The sequence below is a fragment of the Gordonibacter urolithinfaciens genome (assembly GCF_900199375.1).
Classification (GTDB): Bacteria; Actinomycetota; Coriobacteriia; order Coriobacteriales; family Eggerthellaceae; genus Gordonibacter; species Gordonibacter urolithinfaciens.
In genome coordinates this window covers 2,328,594-2,346,439 of sequence record NZ_LT900217.1, presented here as the reverse complement: position 1 = coordinate 2,346,439, position 17,846 = coordinate 2,328,594, and the positions used below count along the sequence as shown (strand labels likewise).

The window sequence follows — 17,846 nt, the reverse complement described above, 5'->3', positions numbered from 1 at the left end:
CTTGCTTGATCGTGGTCCCCTACTGGTCGCCTTCGGCGTAAATGTCCTCGAAATCCTTCTTCGTCATGAAGCTCTTCTTCGCCACGGAGGAGGGAATCTCCACCGGGTAATCGCCCGTGAAGCAGGCATCGCAGAAGCCCTGGCACCGCGCATCGGGCACGGCGGCGCGCAGGCCCGCGAGCGAGATGAACGCCAGCGAGTCCGAGCCGATCCACGCGTTCATCTCGTCAAGCGTCATGTTCGCCGCGATAAGCTGGTCGCGCGTGTCGGTGTCGATGCCGTAGAAGCACGGCCACCTGACCTCCGGGCTCACGATGCGCAGGTGCACCTCGGCCGCGCCCGCGTCGCGCAGCATCTGCACGAGCTTCTTGGAAGTGTTGCCGCGCACGATGCTGTCGTCGATGACCACGAGGCGCTGCCCCTCGATCACCGAGCGCAGCGGGTTCAGCTTCAGGCGAATGCCCAGCTGCCGCATGGCCTGGGTGGGCTCGATGAACGTGCGGCCCACGTAGCGGTTCTTCACGATGCCGTCGGCATACGGGATGCCGCTCTCGGCCGCGAACCCGAGCGCCGGCGGCACGCCCGAGTCGGGCACGCCCAGCACGAGGTCGGCCTCCACGGGCGCCTCCTGCGCCAGGATGCGCCCCATGCTGCGGCGGGCCTGGTACACGCTCTGCCCGTCGATCACGCTGTCGGGGCGGGCGAAGTACACGTACTCGAAGATGCACGCGGCCTGCCTGCCTGCGGGAACGCCCTGCTCGGCGTGCATGCCGTCATCGTTGAAACGCACGATCTCGCCCGGGGCGACGTCGCGCACGTAGCGCGCGCCCACGATGTCCAGCCCGCACGTCTCGCTGGACACCACCCAGCCGCGTCCGCCCGGCAGCTCGCCGATGCACAGCGGGCGGATGCCGTTCGGGTCGCGGAACGCGTAGAGCGAGTCGGGGCTGGCCAGCACCATGGCGTAGGCGCCCGACAGGTCCTCCATGGCGCGGCGGATGCCGCTGCGAAGATGGTGCGTGGCCTGCGTCACCTGGCCGATGGCCTTCGCGGCCACCTCGCTGTCGGTGTTCGAGCGGAACTGCACGCCCTCGTCCACGAGGCGGGCGCGCAGGCGGCTCGTGTTCACGAGCGTGCCGTTGTGCGCCAGCGCGATGAGCACGTCGTCGATGGCCGAGATGTGCGGCTGGGCAGCCTCCCACGACGCGGCACCGCCGCTCGTGGAGTAACGGGCATGCCCCACGGCCACGAAGCCCTCGAGCGCCGCGAGGGTAGCCTCGTCGAACACCTGCGTCACCAGGCCCAGATCCTTCGCCGCCACCACGGTCTCGCCGTCGCCCACGGCAATGCCGGCGCTCTCCTGGCCGCGGTGCTGCAACGCCTGCAGCCCGAAGCAGACCATGCGGGCCACATCCTCGCCGGGGGCGAACACGCCGAACACGGCGCACTCCTCCTCCAGACGGTCAGGACGTTCCCCGGGAAGCACGGACGTGCTCACGCGGCGACCTCCTTCGACGCGCCGCCCACGGCGGCAGCGGCCTCCGGGTCGACGGCGGCATCGGCGCCGCCTACGGCCGCGACGTTTGCCACCGTGCTCTCCTCGAGGTACGAGAACAGCACGTAGCGCCCGTCGCTCGGGAGATTATCGCAGGTGGCGAACGCGAACAGGTGCGCGATGTCCGCCGCTGCCGGCGCGTCGGAAACCGCCACGACCGAGCGGTCGACCTTGTCCTGGATGTAGGAGGCCAGCTCCTCGCCGGTCGCGAACGCCGTCTGGGCCAGCGGATCGTCGGCCGCCACATGGACGAGCGAGAGCGACCGCAGTTTGAAGTTGCCCTGCGGGGTGAGGATATAGGCCGTGCGGTGGGCGTTGAACTGGTCCGGATTCTCGAAATCCGCGATGGCGGCGAACATGGAGCCGTTGTTCAGATGGTGCCCATACACGATGTTGTTCGCGTCGGAGAAGTCGGCCGCGTTCGCCGCCGACAGGAAGATGGAGCCGTACGTGGCGCCCCATGTTTGCTGGCCGTTGAAGTCGGTGGCGAGGTACTTCTCGTCGTCGGTCGTGTGAACGATGGGGTAGTTCACCGCGGTGCCGGGGATGTAGACCCATCCCACGGTATCGGGGTTGATGGCCAGGAGACGGTCCCAGTCCACCGTGAGGTCGGAAAGCGCCGTGCCCTCGATGTCCTCCGGCGCCATGAACACTTCTTCCGCCACGGAGTCGTAGGCGTTCTGCCCCTGCCAGTAGCTGTAACCGATGGCGCCGAGAGCCGCAAGCGCGACCACGAACACCACGAGCGCGACCCAGAACACGATGCGCCAGGGGCCGCCCTTCCTCGCGCCGCCGCGGCCCTTGCCCTTGCCGCCACGACCGCCGTCGGCGGCATCCGCGCAGTACGCGGCCGGAGCCGCATGCCCCGCCTGGACAGGACGGAAGCCCTGCGAGCGGGTTCCCTGCTGGGGCGGGTTATGGCCCTGCCGACCTTGCTGTTGCAGGCGTCCTTGGGGGGCCGCCTGCCGTTGCTGCGCGGCGTGCTGCCGCGCCGCCGGACGCTGGGCCGCCTGCGGGCGAGTTGCCTGCGGGGAGCCCGCCTGGCGCTGCTGGGGAACGCGTTGCTGCGCCTGCCCCGCCTGGCGTGCTTCGGTCCGGGCCTGGCGCCGCGGCTGCTGCAGTTGCGGTTGAGGTTGCGAAGGCTGCTGCGGTTGCTGCTGGCGGGCGGCGTGCCGGGGGGCCCGCTCATCAGGCTGCGCGGAGCCGCGCTGCGCGTGGCGACCGCGCGGCGTCGGGTCGGGGTATTGTCGATACTCGGCCATAGCTCCCTTTCGGATGGACGAATGCCGGGCTACGCGCGGATCCTCACCCGCCGTTTCCAGACCGTTACCATAATAAGCAAACGCCCCCGGAATGGGGGCGCGATGCCTCGAAAACGCTCATATTTCACGAAGCGGCAGTTCCAGCAGATCTACTTCTTCTTCATCTCGTCGATGAAGCCCTTGGCGATGAAGACGACGATGATAAGAACGATGATGGCCACGATTACCCAAATCGCCCACATGGGAATCTGCATTCCGAAAAGTTCCACCATGGTGGCTACCCCTTTGTCCAAGCGCGCCGAAGCACGCGGTTCGATTCCGATTATCTGCTCATGGTAGCGCTATCTCACTTTTCGCGCAAGCGCGCTTCGAGCGCATCGTTGATTATTTTGAGGGCCTTGACGCGAGCATGGCGCTTGTCGTCGCTCTCCAGCACCATCCAGGGCGCGAAAGGCGTGGACGTCAGGCGGAACATGTCCTCGATAGCCGCTTTGTACTGGGGGTACTTGTCGCGGTTGCGCCAGTCCTCGTCGGTGATCTTCCACTGCTTCGCCGGATCCTGCTCGCGGTCGCGGAAGCGGCGCAGCTGCTCCTCCGGGCTCACATCGACCCAGAACTTCAGCAGGATGGCGCCCCAGCGCACCAGCTCGCGCTCGAACTCGTTGATCTCGTCGTAGGCACGGCCCCACTCGGAAGGCGTGGCGAACCCCTCGACGCGCTCCACGAGCACGCGGCCGTACCAGCTGCGGTCGTAGATGCCCACGTGGCCGGCCTTGGGCAGGCGCGTCCAGTAGCGCCACAGGTGCGGATGCAAAAGCTCCGGCTTCGTGGGTGCCGGGCTCGGGAACACGGTGTAGGCGCGGGCGTCGAGCGCCTGGGCCACGCGCTTGATGTTGCCGCCCTTGCCCGCCGCGTCCCAGCCCTCGTACATGACCATGAGGGGGATGCGCTTCTGGTACATCTCCATCTCCAGCTTGTTCAAACGCTCCTGCTCGGTTTTGATCTGGCGTTTGTAGTCGTCGGGCGCCAGCACCAGTGAGTGGTCCACCGCATCGAGGGCGGGATAGTCGTCCACGATGACGAAGCGCGAGACGCGGGGGGCGCGTGCCGAGGCCTCGGCAGCCTCCTGCTCGGCGGCGGCGCGCACGGCCTGCTCCTGCTCTAACGTGCGCTCGCCAGCCGGCGCCTCGCCCAAAAGGCCGGCCGAGTTCGCCTGCGCCTTCGCGGCCGCCTCGGCCACGGCAGGATCGGGCTGGGCGGCGAGCGCGCCCTTCACGGCCTCCACGAGCGTCTCGGCTATGGCGAGGTTCGCCGCGCGCTTGTCCTCGCCGTTCACCAGGTGCCACGGCGCGTACGAGAAGTTGCTCCCCTCCAGCAGATGGTCGTAGAGTCGATACGCCTGCGCGTAGTTGCGCACGCTGGCCAGCTTCTCCTTGCTCACGCGCCAGCGCGTGGCCGGGTCGTCGTGCAGGCGCTCGAGACGCTTCTTCTGCGCGTCCTGGCCCACGTGCACGAAGAACTTCACCACCACGTAGCCGTCGTCCACGAGCTGCTGCTCGAAGTCGGCAGCGGAGGTGAGGTAGCGGTGCAAGAGGTCGATGTGCCGCTCGTCGCGCGCCCGCTCCACGGCGGCGACAGCCTTCTTGCCGGCCTTCTTCCCGTCCTTGCCGGCGCCGCCGTCCGACCCGCCCAGCGAGAGCGCGCCGAACTCCGTGTACAGCAGGTGCTGCGTGGCGGCCGTGTACCAGCCGCGGTCGTAGAACGTCATGGCGCCGCGCGGGCCGAGCGCGCGCCAGAACTCCTGCATGACCGGGAAGAAGCCCGTCACCCCCTGGTCGGCCCCCGCGAAGGCGCGGGCGGCCTCCACGTCCAGGTCCTCGGTGACGTAGACGCTCGTGGCGCGCGCGTCCAGGTTGTACATGAGGTCGGAGATGCGGCTGCCCTTGCCGGCGCCGTTCCAGCCCTCGAACAGCACCACCAGCCCCACGCCCTTCTTCACCGCTTCCTGCTGCAGCACCACGAGCTCCTCCATGAGCGCGTCGCGACGCGGCTTGTACTCCTCTTTGGGCAGCGGGGGACGTGAGAGGTCGACTGACTCGAGCATAGGGCATCCTTTCCCGAAACGGTGCGCCCATCATAGCACAGGCCGCGGACGGGTCCGGCAGCTTGAACAGGAAGGGGAAACGGGGTTCCGGGCGCCCGAGGCGCGCGAGCCTGCGCATGGGCGGTCGGGCACCGCGGGAGGACGGTCAGGCAGCCTCGACGACCCGCGCAGCGGCGCCCTCGCCGCGGCGCTCCAGGCGGCGGTTTCGTGCGAACAGGGCGATGTCCGTCGACACGAGCACCAGGTCGAACACGTAGAGGTACACCACGCCGTCGAAGTTGTACACGAGCTTGTTGGCGATGCCCGCCACGTAGCCGGTGGCAACCACCAGCATGAACAGCAGGCTCTTGCCTTTCGTAGAGCGCGCCTTCGCCGACCGGTAGATGGAAAAGGGCCAGGCGGCCCCGAAGCAGATAAGCATGATGATCTCGAAAATGCTCACGTGAGGTAACTCCTTCGCTCGTTTTATCGACGAAGAGCATCGTACGGCGCAACAACGGCACCGTATGTGTCAAATGCAACGATCGAGAGAACCACCGCGAGTTTTCGAAGGCAAGCTGCCTGACGGGACCTTTACGGCTTCAGCAGACGGAACGTCGAGCGGTCGAAGTCGATCACGCCCTCGTCGCGCATGCGCGCGAGCACCTTCGACAGCGCCGCGCGGTCCACCTCCAGGTAGTCGGCCAGCTGCTGGCGGTTGAACGGGATGGCGAAGAGGTCGCTTCCGGCGAGGGCGGCCTGCTCGGAGAGGTACGACAGGACCTTGCCGCGCGTCGTGCGCTTCGCCGTATGGGTGATCTTGCGGTTGAGCACGGCGTACTTGCCGGCGAGCATGCGCGCGAAGTTGGCGAGCGCGCGCACGTGGCAGGCGGGCGCGCCGGGCGGCGGGTTCAGTATCCGGCCCGTATCCAGGTACAGCGCGCGCGTGGGAACCAGCGCCAGGCCGTGCGTGTCGAGCGCGGGCACCGGATCGCAGGCACTCGACGCGCCGAACAGGTCGCCCTCCCCCACCTCGGACACGATGCTGGCGTTGCCCCAGAAGTCGTCCTGCATCACATGGAGCGCACCCGACAGCACGAGCCCTACCTCATGCGGCACGTCGCCCTCGCGGAACAGCAGCTCCCCCTTCTCGAACGATTCCTCGTGCGCATCGAAACGCGCGAGGAGCCTTGGCACCTCGCCGGGTTCCACACCCGCGAACAAGGAGAACTCCGCCGGTTCCATCACGCTGCCGCCCCCTCCTTTCTTGCCACCTTCGATCCCATCTTAGCATGGGCCGCGAGGCAGCGCGGCAAGGTGCTCGGGTTCGCACAGGGGCAAGTGACGCCGAAAACGCCCTCAACTGTCAAAAACGAGCCGGTTTGGCAACCGGCAAGGCGCCGCAAAGGCGAACATGCCAGCAGCGAGCCAAGTCGAAAGAATGTTTTACCAGGTCACTTGCATTCCTCATAACCATATAGACACAGTAGGAATTGCCAAACCGGCTCTTTTTTGTCATAGGGAGCCGGTTTTCGCGTCAAGCCCCCATAACGAAGGAAGCGCGCACGGTTTGGAGAGAGCGCCAGGGGAAGGAAGGGTCCCCCTTATCAGTCGGCCGGGAACGCGCGAGTCAAGAGTGTCGATCCGGCGCGCAAAGCCTCCGAGGCCGACCGCGTGCGTTGGCGACCCCCCCCCCCGGTGCGCGCTCGGCCGGCCGATAAAAAAGGAGTCCTTACCCTCATCGGCAAAAGCCCGCCTCCCCGCCCACATCAACGGCACGTAAAACTTTGGCCCCGGTTCGCGCCGCGCGCTTGCGGAGGCGCGCCGATTCCCTAGAATGGATTCGTTGACCGGAGAGCGCGGCGCATCCCGGCGTGGATAGGCGCCGCCCGACAGACAAGAGAACCCGCCATGCCCAACTATGCCGTAATCGACCTGGGGTCGAACACCATCCGCCTCGTGGTGTACGAGGTGAAGGACGACCGCCGGAAAACCTATTCCAGCAAGGACTTCAAGAGCCTCATCAACGACAAGGTCATGGCAGGGCTGTCCGCCTTCGTAGCCGACGACGGCACGTTCACGGATGATGGGGTGCGCCGCGCGGCAAGCGTCCTCAAGGGGCATGCGAAGCGCGCGCGGTACTTCGACTGCAAGCGCATCGACGTGTTCGCCACCGCCGTGCTGCGCAATGCCGCGAACAGCGCCGAGGCCGTGGCCGCCATCGAGCGCGAGGGCGGGCTGGCCATCGACCTGCTGTCGGCGGCCGACGAGGCGCACCTTGGCTTCGTAGGCGCTACCTGCGACCGCACGATCGAGCGCGGCACGCTGGTGGACATCGGCGGCGGCTCCACGGAGCTCACCCGCATAGAGGACGGGCGCGACTTCGACAACGTGAGCCTGGGCCAGGGCTCGCTCTCCTCCTATGCCGCGTTCGTGCGCGCCATCCTGCCCACGCCCGAGGAGATGGACGCCGTGGCGGGCGCCCTCTTCGAGCGGTTGGCCGCGCTGCCCGACCGCGACGCGTACCGCGCGGACGTCGTGTACGGCATTGGCGGCAGCGTGCGCGCGGCGGCGAAGATGAGCGCGCAGATATCGCGTGAAATCGTCCGCCCCAAAACGATGACGGCCGCCCAGATTCGTGCGATACTGAACCTGTGCCGCACCGACCCCGACGCGTTCGCGCATCTGGCGCTCAAGGCGTCGGCGGAGCGCATCCACACGCTCGTGCCGGGATGCCTGATCCTGGACACCCTCATGAGCGCCTTTTGCGCGAGGCGGCTTGATATCTGCAAGTACGGCGTGCGCGAGGGTTATCTCGTGGAACGCGTGCTGGGATAGCGGGTTCAAGACGAAGGGAGCTTGCATGGACACCCCGAAGGATATGCCGAACCCCGAGGAAACCGCGGACCCGGCGGCCGCCGCAACGCAAGCCGCCCCCGCCGCCCAGGTCGAGGCCGAAACGAAGAGGGCTTCCGCCTCATCGCGGGACGAAATCGCAGCGCAGGCCGACGTTGCCGCCCTGGCCGATGCCGCCGCAATGCAGGTCTCCGCCCCGGTGCGGGGCGAGGAAGCAGCGCAGGCCGCCGACCCCGGGCCGGGCGCGGCCCCTTATATGCAGAACCGCGAGCTGTCGTGGCTCACGTTCAACGAGCGCGTGCTGGACCAGGGCGCCGACGAGACGGTGCCGCTGCTCGAGCGCCTGAACTTCGTCTCCATCTTCTGGAGCAACCTGCAGGAGTTCTTCATGGTGCGCGTGGGCAGCCTGACCGACCTGTCGCTCGTGAAGAAGCACATCGTGGACTCGAAGTCGGGTATGACGCCCGCCGAGCAGCTCGACGCCATCTACGCACGCTGCCACGAGCTGTACCCCATCCAGGAGCGCACGTTCGAGGAGGTACGTCGCCTGCTGGGCGAACACGGCGTGCAGCACCTGCGCCCCGACGAGCTGGACGACGGGCAGCGCGCATGGCTTTCCGCCTACGTGCACGACAACGTCATGCCGTTCCTGTCGCCGCAGATCATCAACGCGCGCCACCCCTTCCCCCACCTGGAGAACGGCGCCCTGTACGTGGTGGTGCGCCTGAACGACGAGGCGGAGCGGCAGCGCAAGAAGGAGGCCGCGAAGGCAAAGGCAGACAAGGACGGGAAGACGGACAAGGCCGCCGTCAAGGAGGCCAAGAAGGCGAAGAACCTGGGCGCCGAGGGCGTGACGCTGGGGCTCGTGCCGATGCCGCGCCAGTGCGAGCGCGTCATCGCGCTGCCGGGCAAGGGCAAGGAGCTGGCCTTCGTCCTGCTGGAGCACGCCATAGAGATGGTGGCGGCCGAGATATTCTCCATGTACACCGTGAAGCACACGAACGTCATCTGCGTCACCCGCAACGCCGACCTCGACGCCACCGAGGGCTCCGACGAGGCCGACGAGGACTACCGCGAGCACATGAAGCGCATCCTGAAGAAGCGCTCCCGCCTGGCCCCCGTGCGGCTGGAAAGCGAGCGCCCGCTGTCGGCCACGCTGGAGAAGCTGCTGCTGGCGCGCCTTAACCTGAAGCCCCACCAGGTGTTCTCTACCTCGGTGCCGCTCGATTTGGGCTACACGTTCGCTCTGGCGTCGCGGCTGCCGGCGAAGGAGCGCGCGGCGCTCACGAACCCGCCGTTCTCGCCGCAGTGGCCGGCGAGCCTCGACCGCAACCGCTCCCTCATCGAGCAGGTGACGGAACGCGAGACGCTGCTCTCCTACCCCTACGAGAGCATGGACCCGTTCGTGCAGCTTCTGCGCGAGGCGGCGAACGACCCGGCGGTCATCTCCATCAAGATCACGCTGTACCGCCTGGCCAGCCAGTCGCACCTCGCCGAAGCGCTCATCGCCGCCGCCGAGATGGGCAAGGAGGTCACCGCGCTGTTCGAATTGCGCGCCCGCTTCGACGAGAGCAACAACATCGAGTGGTCGCAGCGCTTCGAGCAGGCGGGCTGCAAGGTGATCTACGGTTTCCGCGACTTCAAGGTGCACTCGAAGATCTGCTGCATCACGCGCCAGACCGAGCACGGCCTGCAGCACATCACGCAGCTGGGCACCGGCAACTACAACGAGAAGACCGCCAAGCTCTACACCGACCTGTCGTTCATCACCTGCGATGCCACGTTCGGGCGCGACGCCGTGGAGTTCTTCCGCAACATGGGACTGGAGAACACCTCGGACAACTACGACATCATGTGGGTAGCGCCGCTGCAGATCAAGCCCATGATCCTCGCGGGCATCGACACGCAGATCGCGCACGCGCAGGCCGGGGAGCCGAGCGGGCTGTTCTTCAAGACGAACTCCATCACCGACAAGGACGTGATCGAGAAGCTGGTAGAGGCGTCGCAGGCGGGCGTGCCCGTGACGCTGTTCGTGCGCGGGATCTCCTGCATCGTGCCGGGGCTCGAGCGGCTCACCGAGAACGTGCGCGTGGTGTCCATCGTGGGCCGGCTTTTGGAGCACAGCCGCATCTACGGGTTCGGGCCGCGCGAGACGATGAAGCTGTACCTGTCGAGCGCCGACCTCATGACGCGCAACATGGACAAGCGCATCGAGATAGCCTGGCCCGTGCTGAACGACGAGCTGCGCGAGCAGATACTGGGCTACCTTGACGTGAGCCTGGAAGACACGGCGAAGCTGCGCGAGCTGCTGCCCGACAAGAGCTATACGCCGCTCGGCGCGTTCGCGCGCAAGGACGGCGAGGGCGGCACCGTGCTGTTCGACTCGCAGGAGTTCTTCATCAAGCAGGCGCAGGAGCACCGCCTGTCGGCGGCCGAGGAGGCGGCCGCGCGCACAGCCAACCGCGGGCGAGGGGAGAACGGGGCGCAGGAGGCCGTGCTGGCCGCTGCCCAGGCCGCCGTGGAAGCCGCGGTCGGGCGCGTGGCCGAGGAGCGCGCGGCGCAGGGCGAAGCCGACGGCGCCGCCGCGACCGCCCAGTCGGTGGCGCGCGCCCTGGCCGCGGCCGAGGCGGCGGCAGAGAGCGCTGCGGAGGAGGTGCTCGCCGAGGAAACGGCCGTCCCGGAGGCTCTGCCGAAGTCGCAGCCGACCCGGGCGCCGAAGGCGGCTCCGGCAGCTCCCACGTCCAAGGCCATGGCGCGTCCGGCACGCCCGGCGCACCCGCACAAGCCCAGCCTGCTCGTGCGCATCCTGAGCAAGTTCGTGCGATAGGGGCGAGAACGGGGCCGGTCCTGCGGATCGGCCCCGTTCTTTTGCAGGCGCGCCGCCCGCTCAGTCGAAGCGGCGCAGGGCGCGGCCGAGGCCGGCCAGGCCCGCCCGCAGCACCGGCTCGGGGGCGCAGTAGCCGAGGCGCGCGTGGCCCGGCAGGTCGAAGCGGCTCCCCGGCACGAGCAGCACGCCCTCGTCCTTGAGCAGCTGCAGGCAGAACGTCTCGTCGTCCTCGGGGATGTCCAGCTTGATGCACGACGTGGACACGCCTTGCGGCGCCGCCCATGACACGCGCGGCTCGTCGTCGATCCAGGCCTGCGCGATGGACAGGTTGCCCATCACCAGGGGGCGGTTGCGGGCCAGCACGGCATCGCGGTTCTCCAGCACGTGCACGGCAAGCGCGTCGTCCACCACGCCGCAGCAGATCATGGTGTAGTCGCGGTACGGCCGCAGCATCTCGGCGACCTCCGGGCTCGACGCCGTCCAGCCGATGCGGGCACCGGGCACCGAGTACGTCTTCGACAGGCTGTTCGTGGCCACGCCGCGCTCGTAGATATCCGCGATGGAGGCGAAGTCCTCCGTGCCCACGAGGGGCAGGTACACCTCGTCCACGAGCACGTAGGCGCCCACGCTGCGCGCGATGTCGGCCACCTGCTCCATGAACGCGCGGTCGAGGAACGTGCCCGTGGGGTTGTTCGCGTTGTTCAGGCAGATGAGTTTCGTGTCGGGGCGCACGAGGCGCTCGAGCTCGTCCAGGTCGGGGTACCAGCCGCGGTCCTCGTGGATGCGCCATAGGTCAACCTCGGCGCCGAGCGCCCGCGGTATGTCGTAGAGCTGCTGATAGCTGGGGTACTCGGCGACCACGTGGTCGCCGCGCGAAACGAGCGCGAGCGCGGCCAGCAGGTTCGCGCCCGTCGCGCCGTTCGTCTGCAGCACGGCCTCGGGCTCCACGCGCTCGTAGAGCGCGGCCGCCGCCCGCTTGAACGCGGGCGAGCCCTCGATCCAGCCGTAGTTCATCTTCTCGGCGCCCAGGCGTGCGAAGAAGTCCATCTGGGCGGCGCCCTCCCGGGCGTCCTGCGGGAAGGCCGCCTCGGCCCCGTCGGCTACGATGCCGGGCGCCGCTCCCAGCGCCACGAGCTCGTCGAGCGTCATCGACGCGATGGTCGATTGCGCGATGTCGTGCGTCGCGCTCTTCTCGTGCACGTTGAGCCAGTCCTCCACCCCGAACGGTGCGATGTCCATGTTCGTTTCCTTCCCTAGAAGCTGATGACGCCCATTGCCAACAGCACAAGCGACAGCACGCCGAGCGCGGAGATGGCGCCCATGCCAACCTTCTCGCCCATGGTGAGGGCCTTCGCGCCGGCCTCCTTGCGCGCCCGCCAGTAGAAGAAGAAGCCAGGGATGTAGCCCACGCACGTGAGCAGCAGGAACGACCAGCCGTTGAACAGCACGCCCACCACCTGGAACGCAACGGCCACGATACCGATGGCGCACTGGCCCCACTCATGGTGCTGCGCCGAGAACTTCACCTGGTAGGCCGCCGCGAACGCCCACGTGATGACGATGGCCACCGTGCACATGGAGAACGCGAAGTTGTACGCGTCCTCGGTGAACAGGAGCGTGATCATGAACGCCTGCGTGCACGCGCCCACCACGATGAGCGAGATCTGCGGCGAGCCCTTCTTGTTCAGCCGGTTGAACACGGGCGGCAGCAGCTCGTGCTTAGCCATGAGCGACGTGGTCTCGGACGGCAGGATGGTGAACGACAGCCACGACCCCAGCACGGCGATGATGAGCGCCACGCTGATGAACGCTCCGCCCCAGCCCGGCGCCATGCTCTCGAACACATACAGCATGGCCGGCTTGTCCAGCGCCCCGATCTCGGCGTAGGGCATATACCCGAACGGCAGCACCGACGCGCCCACGTACACCAAAAGCAGCACCACCAAGCCGATGACCGTGGCCTTGCCGGCCTCGCTCTTCTTGCGCGCACGGGCCGACACCACCATGGCGCCCTCGATGCCGATGAACGACCACATCATGATGATCAGGCAGTTCACTATCTGGTCGCCCACGCCGCCCAGGTCCACGCCCTCGCCCGCCATGGCGGCGGCGTTGCCGGCCATCTGCCCCCAGAAGTCGGCCGTGAACACGCCGGCGTTGAACAGCACGATGCTGAACAGGATGAACACCACGATGGGCACGACCTTCGCGATCATGACGATGGCGTTGAGGAACGCCGCGCTCTCAACACCGCGGATGACGAGGAACGTGATGCCCCACATGATGACGCTGGCCACCACGATGCTGCCGATGTTGTTGCCCGGAAGGAAGTACGGCAGGAAGAACCCGAGCGTGGACATGAGGATGGTGGCGAACGCCACGTTGCCGAGCCACGCCGACAGCCAGTAACCCCAGCCGCTGATGAAGCCCGAGAACTTGCCGAAACCCTCCTCGGCATACGAGAAGATGCCGTGCAGGTCAGCCCGCTTCGCGCCCAGGTTCGCGAACGAGAGCGCCAGCGCGAGGAAGCCCACGCCCACGACGCCCCACGCCACGAGAGCGCTGCCCGGGGCGGCCACCTGGCCGATCTGCCCGGTGAGGGCGAACACGCCCGAGCCGATGCAGGAGCTGACCACGAGGCCGATGAGGCCGAACAGCCCGATGCCCTTCTTTTCCTCTTCCATAGGGGGATGCCTTTCCGCTCAGATGAGTTCCTGATGCGGCAGGAACGCGGTCCGACCGCGCCGCGGTCGACCGGCGCACGCGTCGCGGCCGCGTCCCGTGCCGCGCCGAGAACGATCCCACGACTCCCTGACGCGCGCAATCAAGACAGCCGATCCGTTGACGGTCCTCCGCCGGTTGGTTACGTTCGCACCGGTTCGGGCAATTCCGATGCTTCGAAAGGGTATAATGGACGTAATCTATCATTGGCGGCCAACAAGGCAACCCGGCGCTGTGCCGGGCCGGCGTGGCGCCGTTACGGACGCAAGGGGGAAGCACTTCCATGGACACCGAGATCATCCGCATCATCAACAAGGCGCTCGATGGCGGCCTGCTCGGCAAGAAGGAGATCATGGCCCTGCTGTCGGTGGAGAACCTCTCGCCCGAGGCGTTCGCCATCCAGCAGGCGGGCCGTGCGTTCACCTCGCAGCTGTGCGGGGGCGAGGCGGAGATCCACGCGCACATCGGCCTTGACGCGGCGCCGTGCCCGAACGACTGCAAGTTCTGCTCGTTCGCGGCATCGAACAAGATCTTCCGCACGCACGAGATCTTCCCGCTCGAGCAGGTGATCGCCGAGGCGCAGGCCATGGAGGCCGCCGGGGCGAACGCGCTCTACCTCGTGACCACGGTGCACTACGGCGAGGAGAAGTTCCTGGAGACGGCGCAGGCGGTCCGCGCCGGGCTCTCCACCGACGTCCCGCTCATCGCGAACGTGCCCGACTTCGACGAGGACTATGCGCGCGAGCTCGTGCGCATCGGCATAGCCGGCGTATACCACGTGGTGCGCCTGGGCGAGGGCGTGTTCACGCGCTGCAAGGTGGAGACGCGCCTGAAGACCATGGAGGCCGCGAAGAGCGCCGGGCTCGTGCTGGGCAACTGCATCGACCCCATCGGCCCCGAGCACACGCCCGAGGAGATTGCCGACCTCATCCTGCTCGCACGCGACTTCGAGGTGGGCTTCAGCGGCGCCATGCGGCGCAACACCGTGCCCGGAACCGAGTTCGAGCGCTATGGCAACATCAGCTACGGCCGCCTGGCCACCTACGCCGGCGCCACCGCGCTGGCCACCGGCCCGGGCATCCGCGGCAACTGCACGCACGAGCCCAGCCAGCTCTGCGGCCAGGCCGGCGCCAACATCATGTGGGCCGAGCGCGGCACGTCGCCCCGCGACACCGCCACCGAGACGACGCGCGGCCTGTCCGTCGACCAGGTGCGCGAGATCTACTTCGACACCGACTGGCCCGTCCACGAGGGCCCGTCGCAGTTCTACCCGCCCTACTCCGGCTAGACCCGGCTCCGGGGGCTGCAACAAGGCGGCCCCCGATCGGCCGAGTGGGCTCAGCCCTGCGCAACCTGCAGGACGCTCTCAACGGGCGGCACGCGCAGGGCCCTTGTCCTACGCTCAACTAAGAAGATGCCGCAGGCAGGGCCCGCCACGGCCCGCTGCCTATCGCCAGGTGGTGAACCGGCGCTGCACCCAGGCCGTCGCGAAGCTCAGCACCGTCACCACCACGCCGCACACGATGATGCCCGCCACGACGTTGGTGTAGTTGGCGTAGTTGTTCGCGTTGCTGATGAAGTAGCCGATGCCCGACGACGCGCCCAGCATCTCGGCGAACGTGAGCATGAGGAACGCGGTGGTCAGCGACACGCGCAGGCCCTTGAGCACCTCGGGGAGCACGTAGGGCAGGATAATGCGCGTGATCATGGTGAAAGTGCGCACCCCCAGCGTGCGCGCGTTGTCCAGCAGCTGGGCATCGAGCGAGGACGTGCGCACCACCATGTTGAGGAACTGCGGCCAGAACACGCCCAGCAGGATGATGAAGCACGACGCCGTGCGGAACGTGGGCAGCAGCACGATGAGGTACGGCGCGAACACTGTGGGCGGGATGGGCGCCAACACGTTCGCTATCGGGAAGAACATGGCCCGCAACCGCGGTATCCACCCGCAGACGATGCCCAGCACCACGCCGAGCGCGAGACCTCCCACATACCCCATGACCAGCAACGTGACCGACGAGACGATGTCGGCGCCGATGACGTCGGCCTGGGCGAAGAACACGTTGAACACGGCCTCGGGCGCGGGCACGATCACGGTGGGCGCGATGTCGAGCTTCGTGGCGCACACGTCCCACGCGATGAACAGCGCCCATACGAGCACCACGATGTCGGTGGGACCCGTGGAGAACGCGCCGCGACGGCGCAGCGCGGCCAGGCGCAGCAGGTAGAGCACCTCGATGACGGCGAGGCCGGCGAGCAGCGGGTAGTACGACACCGTGACCATGCGCTGGTTCGGCATGCACGTCACCACGAGCACGAGGGACGCCAGCAGCACATGGGCGAACGCGAACTCCTTCCCGAACAGGCGCCTCATGGCAGCACCGCCTTTCCCGGCAGCGCGCCGGGCACGCCGGCGCCCGCCTCCCCGAACGCGCCGCCTTCCTCGTCCTCCTCGCCGTCCAGGTAGAACAGGTCGGTCAGCTCGTCCTTGAGGGCCCGGGCGCAGGCGTCGTGCGCGAAGATGGCCGACGAGCGCGGCCGCGGCACGTCCACGGCGCGGTCCGCGACGATCTCGCCCCGTCGCATGAACACCACGCGGTCGGCCAGCAGGATGGCCTCGTTGATGTCGTGCGTCACGAACACGACGGTCTTGCGCCGCTCGCCCGAGCGCCACAGGGCGTCGACGAGCTTCTGCAGCGAGCAGCGCGTCTTGACGTCGAGCGCACCGAACGGCTCGTCGAACAGCAGGATATCGGCATCCATGGCCAGCGCCCGCGCGATGGCAACGCGCTGGCGCATGCCGCCGGAGAGCTGGTAGGGGTACTTGCCGGCCGCCGCGCCCATGCCCACGCGGTCCAGGTAGTCGCGCGCCACGGCGGATACCTGGGCTTTCGTCAGCCCGCGGTGCAGCTCCTTGTTGGCCTGTTCCACGCCGAACTCCACGTTGCGCAGGGCGCTCATCCAGGGGAACAGCGCGTAGTTCTGGAACACGACGGCGCGGTCGAGGCCCGGCCCCTCCACCGGCGCGCCGTCGATGCGGACGGTTCCCGCGCTCGGGCGGCTAAGGCCGGCGACAAGCCGCAGGAGCGTGGTCTTGCCGCTGCCCGAGTGGCCGATGACGCAGAGGAACTGCCCGTCGGGCACCTCGAGCGCCACGTCGCGCAGCGCGCGGTCGTCCGCGGCGGCGGCCGTCGGCCTGCCGCCTGCCGCCACGTCCTCGTAGGCGAACGAGACATCCTCGATGTCGATCTTCCCCACGCGCCCTCCCCTTCTCCGTTTCCGAACGCCGGATGCGGGCGCCGGAGCGCCCGCATCCATGGTACCCGATAGCCCGCAGGCCCGCTATTCGTTGTTCTTCGCGTACGCCTGGTCGAGGTTCTTCCACAGCTGCTCGTCGGGCTCCCGCTCGAGCAGCGTATCGAGCGCCGTGCGGTAGATCGACGTCACCACGTAGTCGTCCATGGAGTACGCCGTGGCCTTGTCGATCTCGCCGATGTTCTTCAGCGTGTCGTAGAACTTGAGGACGGCGTTCCTGTTGGGATCGGGCGACGGGTCCATGACGTTGTCGTAGTCGTCCGTGCCGTACATGGCGGCGCGCACGTAGGCCTCCTCCTGGCCGGAGTAGTCCACGAGCAGCGGGATGACCGTGTCGGGCTCCTGCTTGTAGGTCTTGTAGCCGCGCAGCAGGGCCGTCTCGAAGTCCACGAGCGACAGGTACTTCTCGTGAAGCGCCTGCTCGGAGCAGTTCTGGCGGCAGCACGGGTAATCGCCCGCGTACTGCTTGACGGTGGCGACCACCTTTATGCCGTTGCCGCGCTGCACGAAGCCCTGGGCGTTGTTCGTGATGTACAGGTCGAACTCGCCCTTCTTCACCGCCTCGAAGCCGCCTTGGTCGTTGTCGAAGTACGTGAACGTCACGTCGCCGCCGTTGATATCCAGGCCCTCGTCCTGCAGCCACTCCTTGAACACCATCTGGCCGGTCTCGGGGCGGTTCACGCCGATGCGCAGCCCCTTGTAGTCCGCGGCCGTCTTGAGCTCGCGGTCGAACGAGTCGAGCGCGCAGATCTCCGAGCCGTTGAGGATGGTGCCGCCGAAGATGTAGGCCTTCGCGCCCTGCGACACATAGGTGCAGGCGGGCACGACGCCGAACAGGTCCATGTCAAGCTGGTTGCTCGTGAGCGCGGTCATGGCGTCGTTGAGCGCGATCTGCTGGAACTCCACGTCGCAGCCCTCTTCTTCGAAGTAGCCCAGCTTGTCGGCCACGATGGCGGGGGCGATCTTGATGAGCTTGCCCGTAACGCCGCACACGAGGTGCTCGCCCTTGCCCTGGGTCAGGTAGTCCTGGGACGCCTCGTCGGCCGGCCCCTCGGCCTTCGTCTCGGCCTGGGGTGCCTGGCCGCCGCAGCCGGCGAGGCCGAGACCCAGCACAGAAGCCGCCGCCACGCCCGAGAGCGCGCAGAAACTACGTCGCGTAAAGTTCATAGTGCATCCTCCTCATCGATTGGCACCGTGGAGGCGACCGCGCCTCGCAAGTTGCACCCT

Annotated in this window: 14 protein-coding genes; 4 read left to right on the top strand and 10 right to left on the bottom strand. The window is 67.6% G+C overall.

Going from position 1 to position 17,846, the window contains the following annotated elements:
• Nucleotides 1-19 precede the first annotated feature (19 nt).
• Complete coding sequence (gene purF / locus BN3560_RS10080) at nt 20-1,498, bottom strand: amidophosphoribosyltransferase (RefSeq protein WP_096227942.1); 1,479 nt, start codon at nt 1,496-1,498, stop codon at nt 20-22.
• On the bottom strand, nt 1,495-2,316 hold the full coding sequence (locus BN3560_RS14745) for a class B sortase (RefSeq protein ID WP_227115162.1): 822 nt from the start codon (nt 2,314-2,316) through the stop codon (nt 1,495-1,497). The genes purF and BN3560_RS14745 overlap by 4 nt, the downstream gene beginning before the upstream one ends.
• A gap of 156 nt (nt 2,317-2,472) precedes the next feature.
• Between BN3560_RS14745 and BN3560_RS14740 the strand changes: the two genes are divergently transcribed.
• Nucleotides 2,473-3,156, top strand: a complete 684-nt coding sequence (locus BN3560_RS14740) for a hypothetical protein (RefSeq protein ID WP_231897383.1) — start codon at nt 2,473-2,475, stop codon at nt 3,154-3,156.
• Between the two features lie 7 nt (nt 3,157-3,163).
• On the opposite strand, the gene BN3560_RS10070 is transcribed toward BN3560_RS14740, so the two are convergent.
• The 3 genes from BN3560_RS10070 to BN3560_RS10060 form a co-directional block, all read right to left on the bottom strand.
• Complete coding sequence (locus BN3560_RS10070; protein WP_096227940.1) at nt 3,164-4,921, bottom strand: polyphosphate--AMP phosphotransferase; 1,758 nt, start codon at nt 4,919-4,921, stop codon at nt 3,164-3,166.
• A gap of 145 nt (nt 4,922-5,066) precedes the next feature.
• Nucleotides 5,067-5,363 (bottom strand): hypothetical protein, encoded by a 297-nt coding sequence (locus BN3560_RS10065; protein ID WP_096227939.1) that lies wholly within the window; start codon nt 5,361-5,363, stop codon nt 5,067-5,069.
• Between the two features lie 131 nt (nt 5,364-5,494).
• Entirely contained in the window at nt 5,495-6,145 is a 651-nt protein-coding gene (locus tag BN3560_RS10060) for a Crp/Fnr family transcriptional regulator (RefSeq protein WP_096227938.1), read from the bottom strand.
• Between the two features lie 666 nt (nt 6,146-6,811).
• On the opposite strand from BN3560_RS10060, the gene BN3560_RS10055 reads away from it, so the two are divergent.
• Both BN3560_RS10055 and ppk1 read left to right on the top strand, forming a co-directional pair.
• Nucleotides 6,812-7,738: a Ppx/GppA phosphatase family protein gene (locus tag BN3560_RS10055; RefSeq protein ID WP_096227937.1), complete on the top strand. Its 927-nt coding sequence runs from the start codon at nt 6,812-6,814 to the stop codon at nt 7,736-7,738.
• A 25-nt stretch (nt 7,739-7,763) separates the two neighbouring features.
• Nucleotides 7,764-10,583, top strand: coding sequence for a polyphosphate kinase 1 (gene ppk1, locus BN3560_RS10050; protein ID WP_231897382.1), 2,820 nt, complete (start codon nt 7,764-7,766; stop codon nt 10,581-10,583).
• Between the two features lie 60 nt (nt 10,584-10,643).
• Here ppk1 and BN3560_RS10045 read toward each other — a convergent pair whose 3' ends face one another.
• Together BN3560_RS10045 and BN3560_RS10040 are read right to left on the bottom strand one after the other, a co-directional pair.
• Nucleotides 10,644-11,822 (bottom strand): aminotransferase, encoded by a 1,179-nt coding sequence (locus tag BN3560_RS10045; protein WP_096227936.1) that lies wholly within the window; start codon nt 11,820-11,822, stop codon nt 10,644-10,646.
• 14 nt (nt 11,823-11,836) lie between these two features.
• Nucleotides 11,837-13,267, bottom strand: a complete 1,431-nt coding sequence (locus BN3560_RS10040; RefSeq protein ID WP_096227935.1) for a basic amino acid/polyamine antiporter — start codon at nt 13,265-13,267, stop codon at nt 11,837-11,839.
• Nucleotides 13,268-13,587: 320 nt separating this feature from the next.
• On the opposite strand from BN3560_RS10040, the gene BN3560_RS10035 reads away from it, so the two are divergent.
• Nucleotides 13,588-14,592, top strand: a complete 1,005-nt coding sequence (locus BN3560_RS10035; protein WP_096227934.1) for a radical SAM protein — start codon at nt 13,588-13,590, stop codon at nt 14,590-14,592.
• Nucleotides 14,593-14,751: 159 nt separating this feature from the next.
• Here BN3560_RS10035 and BN3560_RS10030 read toward each other — a convergent pair whose 3' ends face one another.
• The 3 genes from BN3560_RS10030 to BN3560_RS10020 form a co-directional block, all read right to left on the bottom strand.
• Nucleotides 14,752-15,678: an ABC transporter permease gene (locus tag BN3560_RS10030; protein ID WP_087191077.1), complete on the bottom strand. Its 927-nt coding sequence runs from the start codon at nt 15,676-15,678 to the stop codon at nt 14,752-14,754.
• Nucleotides 15,675-16,562: an ABC transporter ATP-binding protein gene (locus tag BN3560_RS10025; protein WP_161959463.1), complete on the bottom strand. Its 888-nt coding sequence runs from the start codon at nt 16,560-16,562 to the stop codon at nt 15,675-15,677. Before BN3560_RS10025 ends, BN3560_RS10030 begins: the two co-directional genes overlap by 4 nt.
• An 84-nt stretch (nt 16,563-16,646) precedes the next feature.
• Nucleotides 16,647-17,786 (bottom strand): ABC transporter substrate-binding protein, encoded by a 1,140-nt coding sequence (locus BN3560_RS10020; RefSeq protein ID WP_096227932.1) that lies wholly within the window; start codon nt 17,784-17,786, stop codon nt 16,647-16,649.
• Between the last annotated feature and the right edge of the window lie 60 nt (nt 17,787-17,846).